The sequence below is a fragment of the Spirillospora sp. NPDC052269 genome (assembly GCF_040679435.1).
Lineage (GTDB): Bacteria > Actinomycetota > Actinomycetes > Streptosporangiales > Streptosporangiaceae > Spirillospora.
This window is the reverse complement of the sequence record NZ_JBFAUU010000006.1, coordinates 129,073-151,855: the sequence shown is the minus strand read 5'-3', so window position 1 is coordinate 151,855 and position 22,783 is coordinate 129,073. Positions and strand designations below refer to the sequence as shown.

Genomic DNA, 22,783 nt, shown 5'->3' with positions numbered 1-22,783 from the left:
GCTCAGGTCGAGGAGGGCGCGGGACGTCTCGGCGCACGCGTCGTCCGGCAGAGCGGCGCGCACGCCCCCCGCGTCCGGGGCCTTGTGGAGAAGGCGTCCGGGCGCGGGCCGTCGCGGTGTGCGGTGGAGGGCGTCAGGCGAGGACGGACTCCAGCGTCACGTGGTTCATGCCGTGCGCCTCGGCGACGTGGCCGTAGACCAGGTTGCCCGCGTGGGTGTTGAGGCCGAGGGCGAGCGCGGGGTCGGCGAGCAGGGCGTCCTTCCAACCCTTGTTCGCGATGGAGACCGCGTAGGGGAGCGTCACGTTGGTGAGGGCGTGGGTCGAGGTGTTCGGCACCGAGCCCGGCATGTTCGCGACGCAGTAGAAGATCGACTCGTGCACCTTGAAGGTGGGGTCGGCGTGCGTGGTGGGACGCGAGTCCTCGAAGCAGCCGCCCTGGTCGATCGCGATGTCGACCAGCACCGAGCCGGGCTTCATGTGCGCGACCAGCTCGTTGGAGACGAGCTTGGGGGCCACGGCGCCGGGGATCAGCACCGCGCCGATCACCAGGTCGGCCGCCCGGCACTCCTGCTCGATCGTGTACGCGTTGGAGACCAGGGTCTTCAGGCGGCCCTGGTAGATCGCGTCGATCTGGCGGAGCCGGTCGACGTTGACGTCGAGGATGGTGACGTCCGCTCCCATGCCGACCGCGATCTGCGCCGCGTTCAGGCCGGACACGCCGCCGCCGATGACGACGACCTTGGCCGGGGCGACGCCCGGGACGCCGCCCGGCAGCACGCCGCGGCCGCCGTTGAAGCGCATCAGGTTGTACGCGCCGACCTGCGGGGCGAGGCGGCCCGCGACCTCCGACATCGGGGCGAGCAGCGGCAGCGACCGGTCGGCCAGCTGGACGGTCTCGTAGGCGATCGCGGTGACGCCCGCCGACAGCAGGGCGTCGGTGCACTCGCGGGACGCGGCGAGGTGCAGGTAGGTGAACAGGGTCTGGCCCTGCCGCATCCGGTGGTACTCGGCGGCGATCGGCTCCTTGACCTTGAGGATCAGGTCGCCCTCGGCCCAGACCTCGTCGGCGGTGTCCAGGATCTTGGCCCCGGCCGAGGTGTAGTCGTCGTCGAGGATCGCCGAACCCTCGCCGGCGCCGCGCTCCACGAACACCTCGTGGCCGTGCCGGGTCAGTTCGTGCACCCCGGCGGGGGTGATGGCGACGCGGTATTCATGGTTCTTGATCTCGCGAGGAACGCCGACCTTCATGTTGCCCTCCGTCAACGCTGACAGGTTGTGACCAGCTGGTACGCCCTTAAGGGTGAGGGCAGGAGACACCTGCTTGCCATGTCCAGTCTGTATAGTCATTCCCGAATCGGCTGACAGTATGTAAAGGTCACGCCGGACGGTCAGAAGCGTGAACCCCGAGGTGGCAGCCACTCGTCGGCGACGGCGACGGTGAGGCGCTCGAGAAGGGGGCCCGCGGCGTTCGGCGTCCGGGCGAGCGCCGGGTCGATGTCGGTGAGCGCGTACACGGCCTGGATCCGGGCGCGGCGGAGGCGCTCGCCGGTGAGTCCGCGCCGTCCGACCACGGCGACCGCCGGGACGCCGGCGCGCGCGGCCGCCCGTGCCACGGACGCCGCGGCCCCGCCGCGCAGGGTTCCGGTGTCGATGGTCTCCGCGCCGGTCACGACCAGCCGCGCGCCGCGCGCCCGGCCCGCGAAGTCGAGCAGGTCGAGGACGGTTCCGGGCCCGGACTCGACGGTCGCGCCGAGCAGCGCGAGCGCCGCGAACCCCGCGCCGCCCGCCGCGCCCGCTCCGGGCAGCTCCCGTGCGCGGCGGCGCGTCACGGACTCGGCGAGGTCGGCCCATCGCCGCAGCCCCGCCTCCAGGATCCGCTCCTGGGCCCGTCCCAGGCCGCTCGCGGGACCGCCCGCGGGCCTGCTCAGGGAGCCGCCCGGCAGGACGGACGCGACCGCGCCCGCCCGGCCCAGCAGAGGACGGCCCGTGTCGCCGACAAGGGTGATGGTGACGCCTGAGAGGTCCGGAACGCCGCGCAGGTCGAGCGCGTGCAGGGAGCGGAGCGCGGCCCCGCCGAGCGGGAGTTCGCGGCCGAGGCCGTCCAGCAGGCGGCCGCCGAGGCCCTGGAAGAGACCGGCGCCGCCGTCCGGGGCGGCGCTGGCGCCCGCGGCGAGGACGATCCGGCGGGCGCCGAGCCGGAGCGCGTGGACGATCAGCTGCCCGACGCCGAGGGTGGTGGCCGACAGCGGGCGCGGCGGGCCGTCCGGGAGGCCCCGGGGTCCCGCCGCCTCGCCGATCTCGACGACCGCGCAGCGGCCGTCGAAGGCCAGCGCGGCGGTGACGGGACGTCCGGCCGGGCCGCAGACCTTCACCTCGACCCGGCGGAACCCGGCGGCGATCGCGGCCTCGGCGGTGCCGTCCCCGCCGCCGGACACGGGCAGCTCCACGACGGGGACGTCCGGCCGGGCCAGGCGCAGGCCGGCGGCGAGCCGCCGGGCCACCTCGACGGCGCCGAGCGCTCCCCGGAAGCGGTCGGGTGCGAGCAGCACGTGACCGCGCGGGGGCGGCTCGGCGAGGGGGTCGGGCAGGGACACGGGCAGCCACGCCTTTCACGCCGGGGGTCAGCGCTTCGTTACTTCCCTACCCCCTGTGCACGTCAGGACGCCACTATTTGACGCCGAGCACCTGCTCGATCGGGTGCAGGCCGAAGTAGGCGAGGAAGATCAGCGCGATCACCCAGATCAGCCAGTGCGTCTCGCGGATCTTGCCGCGGGCCAGCTTGATGATCGTGTAGGCGACCACGCCCGCGCCGATGCCGTTGGTGATGGAGTAGGTGAACGGCATGAACACGATGGTCAGGAACGCCGGGATGGCGATGTCCAGGTCGTCCCAGGTGACCTTCGCGACCTGCGTCATCATCAGCGCGCCGACCAGCACCAGGGCGGGCGCGGCGGCCTGCGCCGGGACGACCGCGGCGAGCGGGGTGAGGAACAGCGTCACCGCGAACAGCGCGCCGGTGGCGATGTTGGCCAGGCCGGTGCGGGCGCCCTCGCCGATGCCGGCCGCGGACTCCACGAACACGGTGTTGGCGGACGAGCTGGTCAGGCCGCCGAGCGCGGCGGACAGGCCGTCCATCGTGAGGATCTTGCCGAGGCCGGGGACCTCGCCCTTCTCGTTCACCAGGCCCGCCTCGTCGGAGAGGCCGAGGATGGTGCCCATCGCGTCGAAGAACCCGGACAGCACCAGGGTGAACAGCACGACCAGCGCGGTGATGAACCCGGCCCGGCCGAAGCCGCCGAACACGTCCACGTTGAACAGCAGGCCGAAGTCGGGGGTGGCGAACAGCTTCTCGGGGACGTTCGGGACGACGACGCCCCAGCCGTCCGCGGGCACCTTGGCGTTGGACTGGATGATCACGGCGATGACGGTGGAGACGACGATGCCGATGAGGATCGCGCCCGGCACCCGCCGGACGTACAGGACGATCATGAGGACGAGCGCGATCGCGAACACCAGCACGGGCCAGCCCGTGAGCTTGCCGCCGGTGCCGAGCGACAGCGGCGGGCTCATCGCGCTCGAGCCGATGAACTTGGCGTCGTAGAGGCCGACCAGCGCGATGAACGCGCCGATGCCGACGGCGATGGCGTGCTTGAGCGCGAGCGGGATCGCGTTCATGATCCGCTCCCGGATGCCGGTGAGCGCGAGCAGCACGATCACGATGCCCTCGATCACCACCAGGCCCATCGCCTGCGCCCAGGTCATCACCGGCGCGGCCTGGAAGGCCACGACCGCGTTGATGCCGAGCCCGGAGGCGACGGCCATCGGAGCGTTCCCGATCAGGCCCATGATGATCGTCGCGATCGTCGCCGACAGCGCGGTCATCGTGGTGAGCTGCGGGATCGACAGGTGCGCGCCCGTGACGTCCTTCGCCCCGCCCAGGATGATCGGGTTGAGCAGGATGATGTAGGCCATCGCGAAGAACGTGGTGACGCCTCCGCGCAGTTCGCGCGCGACCGTCGTCCGTCGTCCGGTCAGGTCGAAGATGCGGTCCAGGAGGCCGCGGGGGCCCGGCGGCGTGTCTTGGAGGGTGGCGTGCGACATCAGGCGTGCTCCGGTGCGGGGATCGGGCTGGATGGGTTTCGGCGCGCACAGAGCGACGTCTGCGGCCCGCACAGATTAGGCGGAAGGTGTTACGGGCAGGTTACCTGACCGTACCCTTCTCGCCACAGCCGTGGACCGCGTTACGCCTGGTCAGGCCCCTCGGTAGGTGGAGTAGCCGAACTGTCCGAGGGCAAGCGGGACGTGGTGCCGCTGCCCCGTCCCCGTCACGAGGAAGATCACCGTGATCTCCGGGTAGTACGACTCGGCGTCCTGGGCGGCGTAGTAGCGGCCGGACCCGAACCGCAGCCGGTAGGTCCCCGGCGCCAGCTGCGGGGTCTGCGGCGGGCCCTGCGCGGGACCGCCCTCGACCGGGACGTCCTCCTCGCCGGGCTGCGGCGAGGACAGGTCCCAGCGGCCCGCCGGGTCGGTCTCGCCCTCCCGGACGAGTCGCCAGTTCTCGGCGTCGTAGTGGTCGAGCCGGACGGGCACGCCGACCGCGGGCGTCCCGCTGCCGGTGTCGAGGACATGGGTGGACACGCTCATGGGCGCTAGTACAGCAGCACCCGGGCCGTCCGGCCGAGGGGGCGCGCGGGGGCGACCGGAGGCGGGTCTCATCGGACCCCGGGACGGACGCGTCCGAGGTGATCGCGGACGGACGCGTCCGGGGTGGTCGCGGACGGACGCGTCCCGGGTGATCGCGGTCCGGGGCAGCGCGAAGAGGGGTGTCCGCTATAGCCTGCCGTGCGGTGGAACGAGAGGGTCCGGATCCCCCGAATCCGGACCCTGACCGGGCGCGATCCGGGCAGACTGGAAGATCGACACGTTTTCTTCCCCACGCAGCGTGCGGCGCACGGCGCGGGGGACCTGGCAGGCGGGTGGTTCGAAACATGGATCGGGAGACACTGGGGCAGCGGATCCGGGCGCTGCGCATCCGGCAGGGCATGAGCCAGGCCCAGCTCGCGTACCCCGAGCTGTCCGACAGCTACATCTCGCTGATCGAGAGCGACAAGCGGGTGCCCGCGCCGAGCGTGGTCGACCTGCTCGCGACCAAGCTGAGCTGTTCGCCGACCTACCTGGTCAGCGGGGTCGGCGAGGACGTGGTGGACGAGCTGCGGGTCACCCTCGACTACGCCGAGATCGCGCTGCGCAACGGCGCCGCGGCCGAGGCCCGGGCCCGGTTCGCCGACGTCCTCGCCAGCCCGGACGCTGTCGCGCTGCCGGACATGCTGCACCAGGCCCGGTGGGGGCACGCGCTGGCGCTGGAGGCGTCCGGCGACCTGGAGCAGGCGATCGGGGAGCTGCGCGCGCTCACCGCCAAGGCGTCCGCCGAGCACGACCCCGACCAGTGGACCCGCGTGCACGTCGCGCTCAGCCGGTGCCTGCGCGAGCGCGGCGACATCAGCGAGGGCGTCCGCGTCGCCGAGGACGCGCTGCGCCAGCTCGCCGCGACCGGCGCCGACACGACCGACTCGGCCGTCCACCTGGGGGCGGCGCTGCTGGCGGCGTTCATCGAGCGCGGCGACCTCGTGCGCGCGCGTCAGCTCGCCGCGCAGCTGGTCGAGCGCGCCGACCGCGGCGCGGGCCCGGCCGCGCGGGTCGCCGCCTACTGGGAGGCCGCGTTCGTCGCCGAGGTGCGCGGCGCCTATGAGGAAGGCGTCGAGCTGGCCGAGCGCGCGCTGCAGATCGCCGGGGAGTTCGGCGAGACCGACGGCGCCCCGGACGGCGACCTGCGCAACCTGGCCCGGCTGCGGGTCAACTACGCCGGGCTGCTCCTGCGCGCGCGTCCGGAGCAGGCCGCGCACGCCCGCGACCTGCTCACGCGCGTGCGCGGCGAGATCAACGCCAGCGCCGCCGGAGAGCTGGACGTGGCGTGGTGCCTGACCGAGCTGGCCCGCGCCGAGACCGCGATGGGCCGTCCGGCGGAGGCCGTCGCCCGCGCCGAGGAGGCCCTTGACCTGCTCGGGGACGCGCCGCGCCGGGCCACGGCGGTCGCGCTGACCGTCCTCGGCGGGGCGTGCGTGCGGCTGGGGGAGCGGGAGCGGGCGACCGCGTCGCTGTCCCGGGCGGCGTCCTGCCTGGAGCGGATGGAGTCGTCCCGGCAGGCCGCGCAGTCGTGGTTCGACCTCGCCGAGCTGCTCGCCGAGAACGGCTCCCCGGACGGCGAGCGGCTCGCCGCCTACGGGCGCGCGCTCGCCTGCGCCGGAGTCTGACCTGCGCCGGAGCCGGATCCTTCACGGTTCCGGCTCTTGATCTTGGATGTCCCCTTCCGGGCATAATGTCGCGCGGGGTTCGACCGCATGTCGCGCGGTGTGTGACCGCCCGGGGGAGAGGTCCAGGATGTTCGGTGTGGTGCGGCCCTGCCGCCATGTGCTGCGGGGCAAGCTGTTCGAGGACTGGATGGCGCACCTGTGCGGGCTGTGCCTGACCCTGCGCCGCGAGCACGGCCAGGCCGCCCGGGTCGTCACCAACTACGACGGGCTGATCGTCTCGGTGCTGGTCGAGGCGCAGGCCCCGGAGACCTCGCCGCGCCGGTCCGCCGGTCCGTGCGCGCTGCGCGGGATGCGCGGGGCGCAGGTCGTGCGGGCGCAGGCGGAGGGCGCGCGGCTGGCCGCCGCCACGTCCCTGCTGCTCGCGGCGGGCAAGACCCGCGACCACGTGGCGGACGGCGACGGCCCGTACTCGCGCCGGCTGGTCGCGGCCGCCGCGTCCCGGATGGCCGACCGCTGGGACGAGGCGGGCGCGCGGACCGGCGCGGCGCTCGGGTTCGACCCGTCCGTGCTGCGCGACGCCGTCACCCGCCAGCCCGAGCTGGAGCGGACCGCCGGGCTCGGGCTCCTGGAGCTGACCGAGCCGACCGAGACCGCGACCGCCGCCGTCTTCGCGCACACGGCCGTCATCGCGGGACGCGAGGGCAACGCCGAGGCCCTGTCGGAGGCGGGACGCTTCTTCGGACGCCTCGCGCACCTGATCGACGCCGTCGAGGACGTCGACGAGGACGACGCGTCGGGGGCGTTCAACCCGCTGCTCGCGACCGGCACGTCCCCGGCCGAGGCGCGCCGCGTCTGCGACGACGCCCTGCGCGGCCTGCGGCTGGCGCTGGCGGACGTCGAGATGGAGAACCCCCGGCTCGTCCGGGCGCTGCTGAACACCGAGATCCGGCGCACGGTCGACCGCGTCTTCGACCCGTACCCCGAGGCACGGCGCAAGCACAGCGTTTCCTGCAAGGCTCCGCACAAGGCGCCGCACGGTCCGCAGAAGGGGCAGGAGGCCGTCCACGGTCAGTACCCGCCTCCGCCGCCCGGCCAGTACCCGCCGCCTGGTGGTCAGCAGCCGTATCCGCAGCAGTACCCGCAGGGCCAGTACCCGCAGGGCCAGTACCCACAGGCCCAGTACCCCGTCCAAGCGCCACAGCCGGGCTACGGCCAGGGGTACGGCCCGCCGCCCGGCCAGCCGCCGCACGGTGGCGGTGGTGGTGGCGGGGGCGGCTGGTTCCCCAACGGCGGGGGGTTCGGGCACCGCAGAGGCCGGCCGAAGCCGCCCCGTCCGGGCATGCCGATCCCGTGCTTCACCGGGGCGCTCGTCTGCGTGACCTGCGGGGTGTTCCAGCCGGAGTGGGCCGAGTACGCGGGCCATCCGTGCGAGGAACGCTGCTGGTGCTCCCGGCACTGCTGTGACGACTGCGACTGCGGGAGCTGTGGTGGCTGCGGCGACTGCTGCAACTGCTGTGACGGCGGGTGTTGCGACTGCGACGGCGGATGCTGTGACTGCTGCGGATGTTGTGACTGCGGGAGCTGATCGCTGAGCCGCCCGGCCCGGCATTGACCAAGCGATCGCTTGGTGTCACGCTCGGGGCGTGCCGCACGCGACCTTCGCCGAGACGCTGCTCGCGCGGTCCGGGGATCCCCGCCCGGGCCTGCTCTTCGAGGACGAGGCGCACACCTGGGACGACGTGGTCCGCGCCGCCCGCGCTCGGGCGGCCTGGACGCCGAGCCTCGTCCCGGCGCCGGACGGCCGGTCCCGGCACATCGGCGTGCTGCTGGAGAACGTCCCCGAGTTCGTGTTCTGGATCGGCGCCGCCGCGCTCGCGGGCTGCACCCTCGTCGGGATCAACCCGACGAGGCGCGGCGCCGGGCTCGCCGCCGACATCCGGCACACCGACTGCGACGTGATCCTCACCGACGCCGCGCACGCCCCGCTGCTGGACGGCCTGGACCTCGGCGTCCCCGTCCACCGCGTCGACTCCGCCGCCTACGGCGAGGCGCTCGCGTGCTTCGCGGGCGCGGAGGGGGCCGCGCGGGCCGTCGCCCCGTCCGACCGGCTGCTCCTGCTGTTCACGTCCGGCTCGACGGGCGCGCCGAAGGCCGTCTCGTGCGGGCAGGGACGGCTTGCGGTCATCGGGGCCGCCGGGGCCGACATGGGGATCGGGCCCGGCTCGGTCACCTACGCGGCGATGCCGCTGTTCCACGGCAACGCGGTCATGGCGAACCTCGCGATGGCCACCCACGCGGGCGCGGCCGTCGCGCTGCGCCGCCGGTTCTCCGCGTCCGGCTTCCTCCCGGACGTCCGCCGGTACGGCGTCACCTACTTCAACTACGTCGGACGCGCCCTCGCCTACGTCCTGGCCACCCCCGAGCGCCCCGGCGACGCCGACAACACGCTGGTGTCGGCGTTCGGGACCGAGGCGTCCGCCCAGGACATGGCCCGGTTCGGCCGCCGCTTCGGCTGCCGGATCATCGAGGGCTACGGCTCCAGCGAGGGCGCGATCGCGATCCACAAGGTCCCGGGCACCCCGCCGGACGCCCTCGGCGTCCCGCGGCCGGGCATCGAGGTCGCCGTCCTCTCCCCGGAGACCGGCGCCGAGTGCCCGCCCGCCCGGTTCGCCCCGGACGGCGCCCTGCGCAACCCGGACGACGCCATCGGCGAGATCGTCGGCCTCAACGTCGCCGCGTCCTTCGAGGGCTACTACAACAACCCGGAGGCCGACGCCGAGCGCGTCCGCGACGGCCTCTACTGGAGCGGCGACCTCGGCTACCGCGACGCCGCCGGCCACCTCTACTTCGCCGGACGGACCGCCGACCGGCTCCGCGTGGACAGCGAGAACTTCGCCGCAGCGCCGGTCGAGCGCGTCCTGGCCCGCTGGGACCCGGTCGTCATGTGCGCCGTCTACCCCGTCCCCGACCCCCGGACGGGCGACCAGGTCATGGCCGCCCTCGAACTGGCGGACGGCCGCCCCTTCGAGCCGGACGCCTTCGCCGCCTTCCTCTCCGCCCAGCCCGACCTGGGGACGAAGTGGGCCCCGAAGTTCGTCCGGATCGTCCCGGCCATGCCGCTGACCGCGACCGGCAAGCTCGACAAGCGGCCCCTGCGGCGCGAGCGCTGGGACGGCGACGGGGTCTGGTGGCGTCCGGGCCGGGACCCGGCCTACGAGCCCCTGGACCCCGCGACGGCGGACGCCGTCCGCGCCGAGTTCGCCCGGCACGGCCGCGCCCACGTCCTCGGGACCCTCTGACCCGGCGCCCTCCGGTTCGTTGATCATTTGAGCGGCCGATCAACGACCCGGAGCACGGTCATCGCGGAGCGTCAGTAGGGTGGTGGAGGCCCTTATCGTTTCGACTCTGGAGAACTCCGGTCCCGCCATGAAGACCTCCATCCCGCGCCGGCTCGGCCTGCTCGCCGCGCTGGTCACGGTGCTGACGACGGCGTTCGGCACGCTGCTGGCCGCTCCGGCGCTGGCCCACACCCGCCTGGTGAGCAGCACCCCGGGCAAGAACGCCACCGCCGTCTCGGTCAGCGAGGTGAAACTGGTGTTCAGCGACCGGATCGGCTTCGCGAAGGTCCTGGTCAAGGACAAGGCGGGCAAGCAGTTCCAGGCCGGGGACGCCCAGCGCAGCGGGGCCGAGGTCACGCAGAAGCTGACCGGGCCGCTGCCGTCCGGCGACTACACCGTCGCCTACGCCGTCGTCGGCGAGGACGGCCACCGCATCGAGAACTCCGACCTGACCTTCACCGCCCAGAGCGGCGGCCCGAGCGCGACGCCGAACGCCGCGGCCCCCAACACCCCGGCCGTGGGCGCGAGCGCGCAGAGCTCCCCCAAGGCCGAGGCGCAGTCCTCCAACGGGGCGGCCCGCTGGGTGATGATCGGCATCGGCGCGCTGGTGGGGATCGGCATCGGCGTCCTCATCGTCTCCCGCGCCAAGCGCAAGAACCCCTCCTCCGGTGAGTAGGAGACCGTGAACGCAAGCACCCTCCGGGTCGTCCGCGTGGCCCTGGCCGCCACGGTCGCGGCCCTCGCCGCGCTCGTCGCGGCGCTCGTCCTCGGCGGCGCCGTCACCGAGAAGATCATCCCCGGGCTGGGGGACGCGGGCGCGCTGACCCGGTGGGGCCTGCCGTTCTCCCGCCTGGTCATGGACCTGGCCGCCGCGCTGACCGTCGGCGCGCTGATCGCCGCCGCGGCGCTGCTGCCGATGACCGGCGCGGGCGGGTCCGGGAAGCCGGTGCTGTCGGCGGCGTCGCTCGGCTACCTGCGCGGCGCGTCCTGGCTGGCCGCGCTCTGGGCCGCCGCCGCGGCCGCGAACCTGGTGTTCACCGTCTCCGACGTCCTCGGGCAGCCGGTCGGCGAGATCATCACCGGCAGCGAGCTCAGCTCGTACGTCGGGCAGCTCCCGCAGGGCACGGCCCTCATGCTGGTCGTCCTGATCACGGTCGTGGTCGCGCTGCTGTCCCGCACGACGACCACGCCCGGCGCCGCGTTCGGGCTGCTCGCGCTGTCGATCATCGCGCTGCTGCCCGCGCCGCTGACCGGGCACTCGGCGTCCGCCGCGAACCACTCGGTCGCGGTGACCGGCGTCGCGCTGCACGTCGGGGCCGTCGCGCCGTGGGTCGGCGGGCTCGCCATCCTCGCCGCGCACGCCCTCGCCGGACGCGACGGACTCGGCGTCATGGCCGCCCGGTTCAGCCGGATGGCGATCTGGTGCTACGTGATCGTCGGCGCGTCCGGGCTGGTCAACGTGATCGCCCGGCTGCCCGACCCGGCCCAGCTCGTCAGCACCGACTACGGACGGCTCGCCCTCGGCAAGATCATCGCGTTCGCCGTGCTCGGCTGGTTCGGCTGGTGGCACCGCGAGCGGACGCTGCCCAAGATCGAGGGACGCGAGGAGAGGGCGTTCGCGAAGTTCGCGTCCGTCGAGGCCGCCGTGATGGCCGCGACGATGGGCCTGGCCGTCGCGCTCGCGCGCACCGCGCCGCCCGCGCCCGCGGGCGTGGAGAGCACCGTCAAGTCGCTGATCGGCTACGACCTCCCGCCGGAGGTCAGCCCGGCCCGGCTCGCCACGCTGTGGCAGTTCGACTTCTTCTTCGCCGCGCTCGTGCTCGTCCTCGGCTTCGTGTACGTCGCGGGCGTCGTCCGGCTGCGGCGGCGCGGCGACTCCTGGCCGATGGGCCGGACGGCCGCCTGGTTCGTCGGCCTGCTGACGATCGTCGCGGTCACCGAGACCGGCGTCGCCAAGTACGCGCCGATCCTGTTCAGCGTGCACATGGTGCAGCACATGGTGCTGTCCATGCTGACCCCGATCTTCCTGGTCGTGGGCGCGCCGGTGACGCTGGCGCTGCGCGCCCTGAAGCCAGCCAAGGTGCGCGGCGACCGGGGGCCGCGCGAGTGGCTGACGACGCTGCTGCACTCGCGGTACGTGTCGCTGGTCGCGCACCCCGGCGTCGCGACGATCATCTTCGTGGCGTCCACGTTCGCGCTGTACTTCACGCCGCTGTTCGAGTCCGCGATGCGCAACCACCTCGGGCACATCGCGATGATGGTGCACTTCCTGGTGTCCGGGTCGCTGTTCTACTGGGTGCTGGTCGGCGTCGACCCGGCGCCGCACAAGCTGCCCTACCCCGGACGGCTGATCCTGCTGTTCGTCACGATGCCGTTCCACGCGTTCTTCGGCATCGCCCTGATGAACCTCGGGGCGCCCCTCGCGCGCGCCTGGTACACCGCCGTCCACCCGGACTGGGGCACCTCCATCCTGGACGACCAGCACACCGGCGGCGCGATCGCCTGGGGCTTCGGCGAGATCCCGACCTTCATCGTGCTGATCTTCCTGGCCTTCCAGTGGTTCTTCGACGACCAGCGCCGGGCCCGCCGGGAGGACCGCCGGGCCGACCGCGCCGCCGCGCGCGGCGAGCGGTCCGCGGCCGACGACGAGCTCGCCGCCTACAACGACCGCCTCGCCCGCCTCGCCCGGCGCGAGGAGGAACGCGGCGAAGAGCACGCCTGACGGGCCGCCTGGGCGCGCGGCGGCATCCCGCGCGAGGGGGCGCAATCCCCCCGAACGGGGGAGGCGCGCAGGTCATCGGGTCTGTAAGGATCGTCGCGTGTTTCGACTCCTGCGCGCGGTCTCCGACCGGACGACCTGGCGGCGCTGGGCCTATCTGGTGATGGGCGCGGCGCTGCTGATGCCGTTCTGGTTCCTGCTGATGGTCCTGGCCGGGATGTCGCCTCTGAAGGGGCCGTGGATCCCGGTGGTGGTGCTGCTGCTGCCGATCCCGGCCGCGGTCGCGGTCGGCCTGATCCCCGGCATCCGCCAGGTGGAGGGAACGGCGGTCAAGGAGCTGCTCGGCGGACGGCTCGCCGAGATGAACGTCCCGGTCGCCCGGTCGCTGCGGGCCCGCCTCGGCACCGGCCTCTGGTTCAGCCTGCACCTGCACGTCGGGGTCGTGATCGGCGCGGCCAGCCTGGTGGTCCCGCCGTTCGCGGCCGTGCTGATGGCCTTCCCGCTCATCGGCTGGGGGTTCCTGGGCGACCGGCGCAGTCCGCTGTACGCCTGGAAGCACAGCGCCTACCAGTGGCTCGGGCCGCCCGCCGGGCTGGCCTGCGTGATCGCGCTGCTCGGGCTGATCGTGGTCGCCGGACGCGTCCTCACCATGCTCGCGCCCCGCTTCCTCGGCCCCACCCCCGAGGAGCGCGTCGTGGAGCTGGAGGAGAAGGCCGCCAAGCTCGCCGAGCGGAACCGGCTCGCGCGCGAGCTGCACGACTCGGTCGGGCACGCGCTGAGCGTCGTGACGCTCCAGGCGGGCGCCGCGTCCCGCGTCCTGGACCAGGACCCCGGCTTCGCCCGCGAGGCGCTCACCGCGATCGAGGAGAGCGCGCGGGCCGCCCTGGCCGACCTCGACCACGTCCTCGGCCTGCTCCGCGACGACAAGGCCCGGACGACACCGCAGCCGACCCTCGCCGACCTGGGACGGCTCGTCGAGCAGACCAAGCTCGCGGGCATCGAGCTGGACCACGGCGTGGACGACGCCGTGGCGGGTGTCCCGGCCGCGGTGTCGCGGGAGGCGTACCGGATCGTCCAGGAGGGGCTGACGAACGCGCTGCGGCACGCCGGGAAGGTGCCGGTGACGCTGCGCATCACCGTCGCCGGGAACCGGTTGCACGTCGTCGTGGCCAACCCGCTGATCGGGACGCCGAGCCGGACCAGGGACGGCGGCGGACGCGGCCTCGGCGGCATCCGGGAGCGGGTGACCGTGCTGCGCGGCGACATGACGGCGGGCCCGGCCGGGGGCGAATGGCGCATGGAGGTCTCATTGCCGCTAATGTCCGGTGCGTGACGATCAAGGTTCTGCTGGTGGACGACGAGCGGCTGATCCGCGCCGGGCTGGCCGCGATCATCAACGCCGAACCCGACCTGTCGGTGGTGGGGGAGGCGGCGGACGGCTCGGAGGTGCAGGACGCGGTCGCCCGGACCGCGCCGGACGTGGTCCTGATGGACGTCCGGATGCCCCGCCTGGACGGCATCCAGGCGACCCGGCGGCTGCTCGCCGGGGGCGGCGTCCCACCCAAGATCATCGTCGTGACGACGTTCGAGAACGACGAGTACGTCTACGACGCCCTGAAGGCCGGCGCGGACGGCTTCCTGCTCAAGCGGACCCGCCCGGAGGAGATCCTCCAGGGGATCCGGACCGTCGTGCTCGGCGAGAGCCTGCTGTTCCCGACCGCGATCCGCACGCTGGCCGCCGAGCACGCGCCCGGCGCCGGACCGGACGGCGGCGCGGACTGGCACGACCGGCTCACCGAGCGCGAGGCGGACGTCCTGCGCCTGGTGGCGCGCGGCCGCTCCAACGCCGAGATCGCGACCGAGCTGTACGTGAGCCCGCAGACGGTGAAGACGCACGTCGGGAACGTCCTGGCGAAGCTGCAGGCCCGCGACCGCACGCAGGCCGTCATCCTCGCCTACGAGACCGGCTTCATCTCCCCGGGCGCGTAAGCCCCGGAGCGCCCTGATCGGACGGGCTCAGGAGCCCGGAAGCTCGCCGAGCGTGACCTCCACCGTCTTCTTGGAGCCGTTGGAGGTCTGCAGGTCCACCTTGGCCTTGTCGCCGGGCTTCTGCTTGGAGAGGACCTCGGCCAGCTGCGTCTGGTTCGGCGTCTGGGTGCCGTTGACCGCCATGATCAGGTCCCCGGCGGCGATCCCGGCCTTCTCCGCGCCCGAGCCCTTGTTCACGCTGACCACGGCCACGGCGGTCTGCTGCAGGCTGTTCGGGTCGATGACCGTGCGGACCACCACGCCGAGCGCGGCCCGTCCGGAGTTGGTGACCTTGCCGTCCTTGATGAGCTGCGGCGCGATCCGCTGGACGGTGCCGCTCGGCGTGGCGAACCCGATGCCGACCGCCGGGCCGCCCATCTGCGGGTCGGACGCGGCGGCGGTCGGGATCCCGATCACCTCGCCGGTCAGCGTGACCAGCGCGCCGCCGGAGTTGCCGGGGTTGATCGCGGCGCTGGTCTGGATGGCGTCCCCGATGGTCGCGCCCGCGAACGCGCCCGCCCGCCTGGTCGACACCTCCCGGTTGAGCTGCGACACGATGCCCTCGGTGACGCTCCCGGACAGCCCCAGCGGGTTGCCCATCGCGAGCACCGTCTGGCCGATCCTCAGTTTGCTCGAGTCGCCGAACTTCGCCGGCCGCAGCGACGCGCCGCTCGCCTTCACCACGGCGAGGTCGTCCGGCGCGAACTGGCCGACCAGCTTGGCGTCCAGGGTCTTGCCGCCGGACGCCGCGGTCACCTGGATCTTCCGCGCCCCCGCCACCACGTGCGCGTTGGTCACGATGTCCCCGTCGGAGTCGTAGACGACCCCGGAGCCCTCGCCCGCGTCCGTGGTGATCTGCACGACCGCCGGAAGGACGGTCTGGACGACCTTCTCGTACTGCGCCTCGACCTCGGACGCGGCGTTCCCCGCCGACACGGTCGAGGGCGGGCTGGACGCCTCGTTGCCGCCCCGGCCGTTCTCCTTCGCCCCGCCGCCGCTGCCGATCTCGTTGCCGCCGCCGCCGCACGAGGCGAGCAGCAGCATCCCCGCCGCGAAGACCCCCGCGACCGCCCCTGTCCGGCTTCTTCCGTCGATCTGCATTCGTACCGACCTCCCGGAGGGGTTGTCCCCCGTGCGGAAGGGCCGTGACCGTGCGGCGTCCGGCCGGTACCGAGAGTTGATCCCCGGTTGATCGGAGGCTTTCCCGCGCTTGACACGACGGGATCATGAAGCGCCGCTTATACCTCGTTTACCTGCGGTTCGTTAGAAAAGGAAACAGACAGGCAAGAACACGTCGCGTCGATCGGGGGATCATGGACGCTGCCACACTGTCCGAACTGCGCAGGCCACGCTCGTACCCGGCGGTGTCGGTCCTCATGCCGACCAGCCGCCGCACGCCGGACAACCAGCAGGACCCCATCCGGCTGCGGAACCTCCTCGCCGAGGTGAAGCGGAGGCTCAAGGACGATCCGGAGGTCCCGTCCCAGGAGGCCCACGAGCTCTACCGCGAGCTCGAGAAGGCCGCGTCGGAGCTCGACCCGGCCGACGCCGAGGAGGGCCTGGTCCTGTTCGCCGCTCCAGGCGGAGAGGTCCACACCTTCACGATCGACCAGCCGGTCGAGGAACGCGTGGTGCTGGACACCACCTTCGCCACCCGCGACCTCGTCGCCGCCTTCACCCGCCGCACCCGCTACTGGCTGCTCGTCCTGTCGGACAACAGGACGCGCCTGTGGGACGGGCGGGGCGAGACGCTCACGCAGGTCGAGCGCGAGGGGTTCCCGATGTCGCCGGAGAGCCTGGACGAGGCGGTGGTCGGCCGGGCGGCGCCGCCGAGCATCCGCGACGCCAACGCCCCGCACCAGCTGTTCGTCCGGCGGACCGTGGAGGCGCTGCTGAAGATCAACGCGCGGGACCGCCGTCCGGTCATCATCGCGGGCGTCGTCCGCGCCCAGGCGTGGTTCGACGAGGAGTCGAACGGCAAGCTCACCGTCGCCGGACGGATCGACGGCGCCTACGAGGAGGAGACCGCCCCGGTCCTGATGGACCTGGCCCGGCCCGTCCTGCACGCCTACGAGGACCTGCGCGAGGTCGGCGTCCTCGCCGAGCTCCAGGCCGCGCTCGGCCTGAAACGGTACGCGGCCGGCATCAACGAGGTGCTGCCGCTGGTCAAGCAGGGCCGCGGCGAGCACCTGGTCGTCGAGCGCGGGTACCACATGCCCGGCCTGCGCGGCGCGGACGGCGTGATCGACCCGCTGGACGACACCAGCCCCGGCCGCGTCGAGGGCGAGGGGATCATCGACGACGTCGTGGACAACCTCATCGAGGCCCAGCTGGACTACGGGGGCGAGGTCACCTTCGTCTCCGACGGCTTCCTCGTCGACCACGACCGCATCGCCCTGGTCACCAGGTTCTAGAACGGCCCTCTGCCCGCCTCGGAGTCTCCGGGGCGGGCAAAGCGGTCTCAAAGCGTCATCGCGGGGCTCTGAGGGAGGTCGGGACGGCCCCGGGACGGCTCGCAGCGGGCCCCAGGGAGGCCGTGGTGGTCCCACAGCGCGGGTCGTACCAGGCGACCCAGCGGGCCACGCCGTAGCCGCCCGTCCGCGTGAGCCAGCCCGCCGGGTGGCGGGGCCAGGTCCGGTCGGGCGGCGTCCCGTCCTTCCCGGGTGGCACGACGACCGTGCAGACGCCGTCCTGCGGCGTCTGGTGGGCCGCGTCGATCCAGCCGATCCGCGTCCACCACACCGGGTCGACCAGTTTCGTCCGCGGCACCCAGTTCAGCGAGCGGTCGACGACCACGCCGCCGTGCGTGGACGCGGCGGGCAGCGGCGGCGACGGGACCACGCGCTTCCCGTCGCCCGCGGTGTCCACCATCGCCACCGTGTTCACCGCGAGCAGGACGAGCGCGACCGTCCGCGTGCCACCCGCCCAGCGGGCCCCGACCAGCAGCGTGAGCAGCCCGGTCGCGACGAGCGTCGCGAGGACGAGCCGGAACTGCGTCCGGTCCTGGGTGAGGAAGTTCGTCTCCGGGAAGTCGAATCCGATGAACTGGTGCGTCCGCAACCGCGCGCCCGCGTACAGGAGCACCGTCGCCCCCGTCCCGGCCGCGATGGAGACCCCCGCGAGGGACGCCCGCAGCACGTTCCGCGTCGACGCCTTCGTCAGCACCACGAGCGCGATCAGGACGTACACCAGCGCCAGCAGCGACAGGTACCGGCCATAGGCGAAGTTCCCGACGCGGTGCTCGTCCGGCAGGGCCGCCTCCGACGCGTAGGCGATGCCGAACGTCGTCGTCAGCAGCACCCCGGCCATCAGCCGCGTCTCCCGGCGGGCGAGCGCGGTGAACGTCGCGACGAGCCCGATCCCGGCCAGGCCCCACGTCCCGACGATCAGGTACCAGACCTGCCCGAACATCCCCGAGAGCGCCCACGCCTGCCCGGACGCGCCGGTCAGCCGCTCCTGGAGGAGCCCCATCATGTCCCGCGGGCCGCCCGGGTAGAAGGAGTTCCGCATGGCGTCGTTGGCCGCGGTCGCCGCCAGGTACCCGCCCGCCGCCGTCACCAGGCCCACCCACATCGCGCGGCGCCTGGTCGCGAGCAGCGCCAGCAGGTGGACGGCGAGCACGACCTCACCGCGCGAGTGCGTGAAGTAGGCGTACACGGCCACCAGGCTCGCGAGCGCGCCGTCCACCGGCCGCCGCGTCCGGACGAACCGGTCGAGCAGCAGCAGCCAGCCGAGCACCAGCGCGGGGAGCAGCGCGTCCGTCAGCGCGAACATCCCGAAGAACGTCGTCGCGGGCAGCAGCGAGGCCGCGAAGGACAGCGGCAGCGCCGCGCGCCGCCCGAGCCCGAACCGGCGCAGCGCCGCGTACCCCAGCGGGAACAGCGCCGCTCCGGCGAGCGCGTTGACGACGACGACGCCGGTGTAGACCGTCCCCGGAGTGTCGGTGAACCAGTGCAGCGGGCTCAGCAGCAGCGGATATCCGGCCTGGTAGAACGTGTGGCCCGTGAGGTCGGCGCCAGGCCCGCCCGCCAGCCACCGGGCGATCGCCAGGTAGCTGGTCTCATCGGGGTCCGCGACCGGGCCGGTGCGGGCTCGGGCCAGCCAGACCCGCAGCACGACCTGCGCGGCGACGCCGAGCAGCAGCAGCCACGGCAGCGGGTCGCGGCGGGGCACGGCGGCGGCCCGCGGGGCCGCCGGTGCCGGGGGAGCGATGACCTGGGACATGTGATCCACCGTTGCGGCGGACCGTTGTGATCACGTTCGCACGATGTCCGGATTTCGTGACACAAGGCGTACCAAGATCGACAAGACGCATAATGGCGACGTGGTGAGCATCCTCTTCGTGGAAGACGACCCCTCGGCCCGCGCCGCGCTGGAGCTGGCCCTGAGCCGCCTCGGGCACTCGGTCACCGCCCGCGCGACCGGCGAGGACGGCCTGGAGGCCCTGCGCGCCCGCCGGCCCGAGATCGCCGTGCTGGACGTCATGCTCCCCGGCATCGACGGCATCGAGGTCTGCCGCCGCATCCGCCGCGACGACACCCTCCCGGTCATCCTGCTCACCGCGCGCGGCGACGACCTGGACGTGGTCCTCGGCCTCGAGGCGGGCGCGGACGACTACGTCACCAAACCGGTCGAGCCGCGCGTCCTGGACGCCCGGATCCGCGCCGTCCTGCGCCGCGCCGAGCAGTCCCACACCGACCGGTCCGCCTACGGCGACCTGGTCGTCGACCGCTCCGCGCTCAAGGTCACCAAGGCCGGGCAGGACGTCCGGCTCACCCCGACCGAGCTGCGGCTGCTGCTCGAGCTGACCCGCCGCCCGGGCCAGGCCATGACCCGCCAGCACCTGCTCGCCGCCGTCTGGGAGCACACCTACCCCGGCGACTCCCGGCTCGTCGACGCCTGCGTCCAGCGCGTCCGCGCCAAGATCGAGGACGAGCCCGCCGAGCCCCGCCTCATCCAGACCGTCCGCGGCTTCGGCTACCGCTTCACCGCCCCGTGACCGGCCCACGGCCGCGTCTGCCGCATCGCATCAGGGGGTGTCCGCCGCGGTATTCGGTGCGGGTCCGTCCGATGGGCCTGCGCACCCGCCTGGCGGCCGCGTTCGTCGTGGTGGCGCTGGTCGCCGCCCTGCTGGCGTCCGGGATCTCCTACGTGCTCGTCCGCCGCGCCCTGCTGGAACGCGTCCAGGACACCGAGATCACCGAGATCCGGCAGACCGTTCTGCGGTACGCACCGGTCACCACGCCGCCGGGCGGCGAGGAACTCGTCCGGCAGCAGCTCCTCGCCGCCCTGGCCACCTCGGACCGCCGGGTGTGGATGATCGACCTGCCCGCCGACCGGCAGGCCGCCCGGCTGGACGGCCGTGTCCGGACCGCCGCCGCGTCGGCCGTGGGTGTCCCGGTGAGCGTGGTCTTCTCCCGCCGGATGCTGACGGAGGCGGTCTTCCAGCGCGTCCGCGTGCGCGGCCACAGCTACCTGCTGATCGGGATGCTGGCCGCGCAGGCCCAGGGCCAGGCGGGCCGGACCCATCCGCTGCTGTTCGTGTCGGTCAGCCTGCGGCGGGAGGAGCAGGAACTCGCCCAGTTCACCCGCGCGCTGCTCATCGCGGACGGTCTCGCCGTGCTGGTGGCGCTCACGATGGCCCTGGCCGCGACGCGCGGCGTGCTGCGTCCGGTGCGAGTCCTCGGACGGGCCGCGCGCGCCCTGGGCGAGGGCGACTTCTCCACCCGGATCGGCGAGCGCGGCCGGGACGAGCTGACCGACCTCGCCCGCACCTTCAACCGGACGGCCGACCAGCTGGAGCACATGGTCGGCGAGCTGCGCGCCAAGGACGCCGCGTCCCGCCGGTTCGTCGCGGACGTCTCGCACGAGCTGCGCACCCCGCTGACCTCGATGGTCGCGATGGCCGAGGTGCTCGCCGAGGAGGGCGACGACGCCGCCCGGCTGGTCGCGGTCGAGACCCGGAGGCTGGGCACGCTGGTCGAGCACCTCATCGAGATCAGCCGGTTCGACGCCGGGGCCGCCACGCTCGTCCTGGACGACGTGGTGGTCGCCCACGCCGTCGCCGCGACCCTGGACGCGCGCGGCTGGACGACGGGCGAGGTCGCCGTGGACGGCCCGCCGGACCTGGTCGTCCGGCTCGACCCCCGGCGGCTGGACGTGATCGTCGCGAACCTGGTCGGCAACGCGCTCCGGCACGGCCGTCCGCCGGTGCGCGTGGCGTTCCGGCCCGAGCGGAACGGCGTGGAGTTGACCGTGGCGGACGCTGGCCCCGGCGTCCCGGAGGACGTGCTGCCCCTCATCTTCAACCGGTTCGTCAAGGCGGAGGCGGCCCGGTCCCGCAGCGACGGCAGCGGGCTCGGCCTGTCCATCGCGCTGGAGAACGCCGGTCTGCACGGGGGCATGCTGGCGGTCACGAACGGACCGGACGGCGGCGCCGTCTTCACCCTGTGGCTGCCCTCGGCGGACGAGGAGTACGAGGAGTACGAGGCATGAGATCACGCCCGGCCGCACTGTTGGCTGTTCTCGCCCTGCTCGCGCCGACCGGTTGCGGCGTCCGCCCGACGGGCCCGGTCGGCGCGGGCGACAACCCTCGCGCGACCGCGCAGCCCAACCCGGTCGCGCTCTACCTGGCCAGGGACGGCAGGCTGGTGCGGGTGTCGCGTCCGGGCCTGCTGAACCAGCCCTACCTCGGCCTCCAGCAACTCACCGTCACGCCCACGCCCACCGAACGGCAACAGCGACTCCGGTCGCTCCTGCCGGGCGGTGTCACGCTGACGGCCGACGCCGGCGACCTCGACCCCGGCGGCCTGCTGACCATCCGCGTCAACAGGGCGAACGTGAACTGGCCCCGGCTGCTCCTCGGTCAGGTGGTCTGCACCGCCAACGCCGCCCCCGGCGTCAAGCAGGTCAGGCTCGACTACCCGCTCTCCATACCCGTCCAGAAGAAGGACGGCGTCGCCGTCGCGGGGGAGTCGCCCACTCTGGACCGCCTGTTCAGGAAGATGGCGACCCGCTACGAATGCATCGAGTTCGCGAGCCTCGTGGCGAACTGACCGCGGCGGACTCCGGCGGCCCCGGGACCGCCGGTCAGCCCTTGTTGAGCCAGTGTGTCGCGGTGTCCCCGAGCGCCGACCGGACGGCCAGGATCACCGTCCCCAGGATCAGCAGCGGGACGATCACCGCGTGCTCGACCTTGCCGTTCGTCCGCGGCACGACCGGAATCGCGACCCGCCACGGAATGGGCCACAGCACCGGGCATCCCTGCGGTGTCAGGCAGTCGCCGATGATGTGCGCGAGGCACCCGACGGTGATCGCCCACCCGACGAAGCTCATGTCCAGGTCGTGCATCCACCAGACGGCGATGGCGGCGAGCGCGCAGTCGGCGAGCGCGGACTGCGGCTCCTTGCCCTCGAAGTCCAGGCCGATGCCCCGCAGCCCGAAGCCCACGATGATGAACAGCACCGCCCACCAGGCGTAGCGCTGGTGGTCCGCGAGCCAGTCGATGCCCCACCCCATCGCGACCGCGAACAGGATCGAGTGCGTGCCGTGCCGGTGCCCGCCGGAGATCTTCCCGACCCACTTGCAGAAGTGCTGCGACGGCGGGCCGAGCGTGTTGGCGATGCGCCCGTTGTGGTGATCGATGTCGGGCAGCAGGCCGGCCCCCGCCGCCACGATCGTCCCGGCGGCGAGCTGCTTGGTGTCGAGGTGGAACGCGTACTGGTGCATCAGGTCCGTCCGCCCGAGCACGGGGACGACGGCCAGCCATGCCAGTGCCCCGCTCAGCGCGTGCGTGTGCCCCATCATGCGCGTATCCCCGCCCGTCCGTCCCGTCTTGCCAGGTACGGCGGGACACTATCCCGTTAGTGATCGTTTTCACGGGAGCCGCGCCGATGGTCGCGCCTGCCCGTTCCGTCCAGCATGCCCACGGAAACGACGGGCATTCCTGCGACGCGGCGGCCTATCTCCCGGACGCGCCCGCGACCGCGGCATCGCCGCCGGTGGCGTCGTCGTGGTGGTCGCGGGCCGCCATGACCTGCCCGACGTGAGCCTCGGCCCAGTCGGCGACGGCCTGGATCGGCGCCCGCAGGGAGTGCCCGAGCGGGGTCAGCTCGTACTCGACGCGCGGCGGGACCTCGGCGAACACCCGGCGGACGAGGAGACCGTCATGTTCCATCCCGCGCAGCGTGTGGGTAAGGACCTTGGGGGTGACGCCGCCAATGTGGTCGCGTAGCTGGGTGAACCGCCGCGGGCCGTCCAGCAGGGTCAGCACGATCAGCACCGACCACTTGTCGCCGATCCGGTCGAGCACGGTCCGGGTCGGGCAGGACGGGTCGAAGGCGTCCCCGGGACGCATGGAGTCCTTCATGGTTTCCAAAGGGTACCT

19 protein-coding genes are annotated in these 22,783 nt (G+C 73.3%); 11 read left to right on the top strand and 8 right to left on the bottom strand.

Going from position 1 to position 22,783, the window contains the following annotated elements; genetic code table 11:
* Positions 1–133: 133 nt before the first annotated feature.
* From ald to uraH, 4 genes are all read right to left on the bottom strand, one after another.
* Entirely contained in the window at positions 134–1,249 is a 1,116-nt protein-coding gene (gene ald / locus AB0L06_RS14530) for an alanine dehydrogenase (protein ID WP_500231766.1), read from the bottom strand.
* Between the two features lie 140 nt (positions 1,250–1,389).
* Positions 1,390–2,595 (bottom strand): glycerate kinase, encoded by a 1,206-nt coding sequence (locus tag AB0L06_RS14525; RefSeq protein ID WP_500231460.1) that lies wholly within the window; start codon positions 2,593–2,595, stop codon positions 1,390–1,392.
* A gap of 73 nt (positions 2,596–2,668) precedes the next feature.
* Entirely contained in the window at positions 2,669–4,102 is a 1,434-nt protein-coding gene (locus tag AB0L06_RS14520) for an NCS2 family permease (protein ID WP_500231459.1), read from the bottom strand.
* 150 nt (positions 4,103–4,252) lie between these two features.
* Positions 4,253–4,645 (bottom strand): hydroxyisourate hydrolase, encoded by a 393-nt coding sequence (gene uraH, locus AB0L06_RS14515; RefSeq protein WP_500231458.1) that lies wholly within the window; start codon positions 4,643–4,645, stop codon positions 4,253–4,255.
* Positions 4,646–4,989: 344 nt separating this feature from the next.
* On the opposite strand from uraH, the gene AB0L06_RS14510 reads away from it, so the two are divergent.
* The 7 genes from AB0L06_RS14510 (at position 4,990) to AB0L06_RS14480 (ending at position 14,358) form a co-directional block, all read left to right on the top strand.
* Positions 4,990–6,312: a helix-turn-helix domain-containing protein gene (locus tag AB0L06_RS14510; protein ID WP_500231457.1), complete on the top strand. Its 1,323-nt coding sequence runs from the start codon at positions 4,990–4,992 to the stop codon at positions 6,310–6,312.
* Between the two features lie 127 nt (positions 6,313–6,439).
* Entirely contained in the window at positions 6,440–7,897 is a 1,458-nt protein-coding gene (locus tag AB0L06_RS14505) for a DUF5685 family protein (protein ID WP_500231456.1), read from the top strand.
* Positions 7,898–7,955: 58 nt separating this feature from the next.
* Positions 7,956–9,611 carry an AMP-binding protein gene (locus AB0L06_RS14500; protein ID WP_500231455.1) on the top strand — a complete coding sequence of 552 codons (1,656 nt, stop codon included), beginning with the start codon at positions 7,956–7,958 and terminating at the stop codon, positions 9,609–9,611.
* Positions 9,612–9,738: 127 nt separating this feature from the next.
* Positions 9,739–10,326 carry a copper resistance CopC family protein gene (locus AB0L06_RS14495; protein WP_500231454.1) on the top strand — a complete coding sequence of 196 codons (588 nt, stop codon included), beginning with the start codon at positions 9,739–9,741 and terminating at the stop codon, positions 10,324–10,326.
* 6 nt (positions 10,327–10,332) lie between these two features.
* Positions 10,333–12,372: a bifunctional copper resistance protein CopD/cytochrome c oxidase assembly protein gene (locus tag AB0L06_RS14490; RefSeq protein WP_500231453.1), complete on the top strand. Its 2,040-nt coding sequence runs from the start codon at positions 10,333–10,335 to the stop codon at positions 12,370–12,372.
* A gap of 97 nt (positions 12,373–12,469) precedes the next feature.
* A complete protein-coding gene (locus AB0L06_RS14485; protein ID WP_500231452.1) occupies positions 12,470–13,702 on the top strand; it encodes a sensor histidine kinase in 1,233 nt (410 codons plus the stop codon).
* Positions 13,699–14,358: a response regulator gene (locus AB0L06_RS14480; RefSeq protein WP_500231451.1), complete on the top strand. Its 660-nt coding sequence runs from the start codon at positions 13,699–13,701 to the stop codon at positions 14,356–14,358. Before AB0L06_RS14485 ends, AB0L06_RS14480 begins: the two co-directional genes overlap by 4 nt.
* Before the next feature lie 27 nt (positions 14,359–14,385).
* Here AB0L06_RS14480 and AB0L06_RS14475 read toward each other — a convergent pair whose 3' ends face one another.
* Entirely contained in the window at positions 14,386–15,498 is a 1,113-nt protein-coding gene (locus AB0L06_RS14475; RefSeq protein ID WP_500231450.1) for a S1C family serine protease, read from the bottom strand.
* A gap of 212 nt (positions 15,499–15,710) precedes the next feature.
* On the opposite strand from AB0L06_RS14475, the gene AB0L06_RS14470 reads away from it, so the two are divergent.
* Positions 15,711–16,811, top strand: a complete 1,101-nt coding sequence (locus AB0L06_RS14470; protein WP_500231449.1) for a baeRF3 domain-containing protein — start codon at positions 15,711–15,713, stop codon at positions 16,809–16,811.
* Between the two features lie 55 nt (positions 16,812–16,866).
* Here AB0L06_RS14470 and AB0L06_RS14465 read toward each other — a convergent pair whose 3' ends face one another.
* Positions 16,867–18,621, bottom strand: coding sequence for a hypothetical protein (locus AB0L06_RS14465; protein ID WP_500231448.1), 1,755 nt, complete (start codon positions 18,619–18,621; stop codon positions 16,867–16,869).
* Positions 18,622–18,721: 100 nt separating this feature from the next.
* Between AB0L06_RS14465 and AB0L06_RS14460 the strand changes: the two genes are divergently transcribed.
* The 3 genes from AB0L06_RS14460 to AB0L06_RS14450 all read left to right on the top strand — a co-directional run bounded on the left by AB0L06_RS14460 (position 18,722) and on the right by AB0L06_RS14450 (position 21,452).
* Positions 18,722–19,396 carry a response regulator gene (locus AB0L06_RS14460; protein WP_500231447.1) on the top strand — a complete coding sequence of 225 codons (675 nt, stop codon included), beginning with the start codon at positions 18,722–18,724 and terminating at the stop codon, positions 19,394–19,396.
* A 71-nt stretch (positions 19,397–19,467) separates the two neighbouring features.
* Positions 19,468–20,892: an ATP-binding protein gene (locus AB0L06_RS14455; RefSeq protein ID WP_500231446.1), complete on the top strand. Its 1,425-nt coding sequence runs from the start codon at positions 19,468–19,470 to the stop codon at positions 20,890–20,892.
* Positions 20,889–21,452, top strand: a complete 564-nt coding sequence (locus tag AB0L06_RS14450; RefSeq protein ID WP_500231445.1) for a GerMN domain-containing protein — start codon at positions 20,889–20,891, stop codon at positions 21,450–21,452. The genes AB0L06_RS14455 and AB0L06_RS14450 overlap by 4 nt, the downstream gene beginning before the upstream one ends.
* A gap of 34 nt (positions 21,453–21,486) precedes the next feature.
* Here AB0L06_RS14450 and AB0L06_RS14445 read toward each other — a convergent pair whose 3' ends face one another.
* Positions 21,487–22,203, bottom strand: a complete 717-nt coding sequence (locus AB0L06_RS14445; RefSeq protein ID WP_500231444.1) for a metal-dependent hydrolase — start codon at positions 22,201–22,203, stop codon at positions 21,487–21,489.
* A 154-nt stretch (positions 22,204–22,357) separates the two neighbouring features.
* Entirely contained in the window at positions 22,358–22,765 is a 408-nt protein-coding gene (locus AB0L06_RS14440; RefSeq protein ID WP_500231443.1) for a winged helix-turn-helix transcriptional regulator, read from the bottom strand.
* Positions 22,766–22,783: the final 18 nt, after the last annotated feature.